The sequence below is a fragment of the Streptomyces alkaliterrae genome, assembly GCF_007097205.2.
In the GTDB taxonomy this organism is placed as follows: domain Bacteria; phylum Actinomycetota; class Actinomycetes; order Streptomycetales; family Streptomycetaceae; genus Streptomyces; species Streptomyces alkaliterrae.
In genome coordinates this window covers 1-2,624 of the sequence record NZ_VJYK02000486.1, presented here as the reverse complement: position 1 = coordinate 2,624, position 2,624 = coordinate 1, and the positions used below count along the sequence as shown (strand labels likewise).

Here is a 2,624-nt window from a genome sequence, read left to right as displayed (position 1 = left end):
GGGCAAGGTGCGGCGCGCGGGGGGCCGTGGATGAGACGGCGCCCCGGTCGCGGCTGGTCAGGGCCTAGACTCCCGTGCGTACAGATCGTCGACCCGGAACCGTGGCAGCGCGGGACGCGCACGCGGAACGGGCGGCGGGACTGATCGCGAGACGGGACACGAGACAACAGGGACGGATGTCGTGCCGGACTACTTCCACGGCTACTCGGTCGTCGGGCTGGTGGCGGTCGTCGGCGTGCTCTTCGTCGCCGTGGCCTTCGCCGGCGGGCGGCTGCTGCGGCCCGTCGTGCCGACGCGCGAGAAGATGCTGACGTACGAGTGCGGCGTCGATCCGGTGGGCGAGGACTGGGCGCACACCCAGGTCCGCTACTACGTCTACGCCTTCCTCTACGTCATCTTCGCGATCGACTCGATCTTCCTGTTCCCCTGGGCGACGATCTTCGCCGCGGCCGGGTTCGGGGCGGCCACGCTGGTGGAGATGTTCATCTTCCTCGGGCTGCTCGCCATCGGTCTGCTCTACGCATGGAAGAAGGGCGTCCTCACATGGACGTGACACGCGCCGACCTCCCCGAACCGCGCCGGCTGGGCGCGCTGGCCCGGCTCGCGCCGGAGCCCATGAAGGTGATCCTCAACTGGGGACGCCGCTACAGCCTGTGGGTCTTCAACTTCGGCCTGGCCTGCTGCGCGATCGAGTTCATCGCCGCGTCGATGTCCCGGCACGACTTCATCCGGCTGGGCGTCATCCCGTTCGCGCCGGGCCCCCGGCAGGCGGACCTGATGGTCGTCTCCGGCACCGTCACCGACAAGATGGCGCCCGCGGTGAAGCGGCTCTACGAGCAGATGCCGGAGCCGAAGTACGTGGTGTCGTTCGGCGCCTGCTCCAACTGCGGCGGGCCGTACTGGGACTCGTACTCGGTGACCAAAGGCGTCGACCAGATCATCCCCGTCGACGTGTACGTGCCCGGTTGCCCGCCGAGGCCCGAGGCGCTGCTGCAGGGCATCCTCAAGCTCCAGGAGAAGATCGCCGAGGAGTCGCTGGGCGACCGCTACGGGCGGACAGGTGGCCCGGCGGCCTCGCCGGCGGCGCTGACCAGCGGGCTGGTCACCCCGCCGTCGGTGCCCGCGACGGGCGCGACGCCCGCGGCCGGGGCGACGCCCGCGGCCGGGGCCGGCGAGCCGGGAGAGGCGGAGAAGTGAGTCAGGAAGCGAACCGGCCGGGCCCGGACGCCGAGGACACCGAGGGCGTCGAGGGTGCCGGCGGTGCGGAGGCGCCCGAGGCGGCGGAGGTCGCCGTCGGGTGGTTGCCCGCACCGGCGCCGCAGGTCTTCGGGCCGGGCGCGAGAGCGGCCGAGGCGTACGACCTGCTGACAGTGGACGTGCCCGCCGAGCGCTGGAAGCACGCCCTCACCACCGCCCGGGACGAACTCGGTTGCAGCTACTTCGACTGGCTGAGCGCCGTCGACGAACCGGGCACCGGCTTCCTCGTCTCCGCACACGTCGTCGCGCTGCCGACGACGGGTGGTGTCGCACCGCGCCGACTGCTGCTGCGCACCACCGTGCCGCACGACGCCGCCGAACTCCCGACCGTCACCGACGTCTACGCCGGTGCCGCCTGGCACGAGCGTGAGACGCACGAGATGTTCGGCGTCGCGTTCACCGGACACCCGCACCTGACGCCGCTGCTGCTGCCGGACGGCTTCGAGGGCCATCCGCTGCGGAAGGACTTCGTGCTCGCGGCCCGGGTCGCCAAGGCCTGGCCGGGCGCCAAGGAACCCGGCGAGGGACCGGACCACGGCCCGAAGCGACGTCAGATGCTGCCGCCCGGCGTGCCGGACCCGAACGAGTGGGGCCCGCTGAAGGGGCAGCTGCCGCCCGCACCGGCCCGCCCGGCGCGCGGCCGCGCCGCCGCCGGCGAGCGCCCCGCCCGCCGTACGCGCACGGCCGCCGCCGGCTCCGCCTCCCAGGCGGGGGCGGCCGGCGCCGGTGCTGCCGCCGGGGAGCGGCCGGCACGTCGTGCCCGTAGCGTGGGCGAGGGTTCCGCGAGCCAGCGCACGACGGGCGCCGCGGAGACGGCCGGTTCGGCCGCCGACTCCTCCGACAGGGCCGGTACGGGACAGACGAGTTCGCCGGCGACACCCAGCGGCTCCCGGCTCGTCGCCACCACCCGGACCCCGGGCGCCGCGGCGAGCATCCCGGCCACGACGTCGGCGGTCTCGTCCACCACGTGCTCGCAGTTGTCCAGCAGGAGGAGCGGGGAACGGTCGGCGAGCGACCGCCCCAACCACGCGCCCGGCGCGGACGGCCGGGCGACCGGCCCCCGGTCGTCGCGGATGCCGAGGACCCGGGCCACCACCCCCTCCACCTCTCCGGCGGCCTCCGCCGGCACGCCGGCCAGCTCGGCCATCCAGACGCCGTCGGCGTGGTCGGAGACCAGCCTGGCCGCCACCTCGACGGCAAGCCGCGTCTTGCCGACCCCGCCGGGCCCGGTCAGCGTCACCAGCCGGGCCGACCGCAGTCTGCCGACCAGGTCGGCGACCAGCGCGGTGCGGCCGACCAGCGGGGTGAGCGGCGCCGGCAGGTTTGTCGCCGACCGACGCTCGTCGCAGGCGACGGCACCCGCTCCC

The 2,624-nt window shown here is 74.5% G+C and carries 3 protein-coding genes; all 3 read left to right on the top strand.

What is annotated here, in order from left to right:
* The first annotated feature begins 181 nt into the window (after positions 1–181).
* Positions 182–553, top strand: coding sequence for an NADH-quinone oxidoreductase subunit A (locus FNX44_RS25915; protein ID WP_143651409.1), 372 nt, complete (start codon positions 182–184; stop codon positions 551–553).
* The gene (locus FNX44_RS25910; RefSeq protein WP_143651408.1) at positions 544–1,197 is read left to right on the top strand and encodes an NADH-quinone oxidoreductase subunit B; all 654 of its coding nucleotides are present in this window, start codon (positions 544–546) and stop codon (positions 1,195–1,197) included. The genes FNX44_RS25915 and FNX44_RS25910 overlap by 10 nt, the downstream gene beginning before the upstream one ends.
* A partial coding sequence (locus tag FNX44_RS29290; protein ID WP_438948044.1) for an NADH-quinone oxidoreductase subunit C occupies positions 1,194–2,624 on the top strand: 1,431 nt, incomplete at its 3' end. The genes FNX44_RS25910 and FNX44_RS29290, both read left to right, overlap by 4 nt.

Coding starts and splice junctions, on each gene's coding strand:
- FNX44_RS25910 (WP_143651408.1), top strand. CDS start 544: ATGGACGTGACACGCGCCGACCTCCCCGAACCGCGCCGGCTGGGCGCG.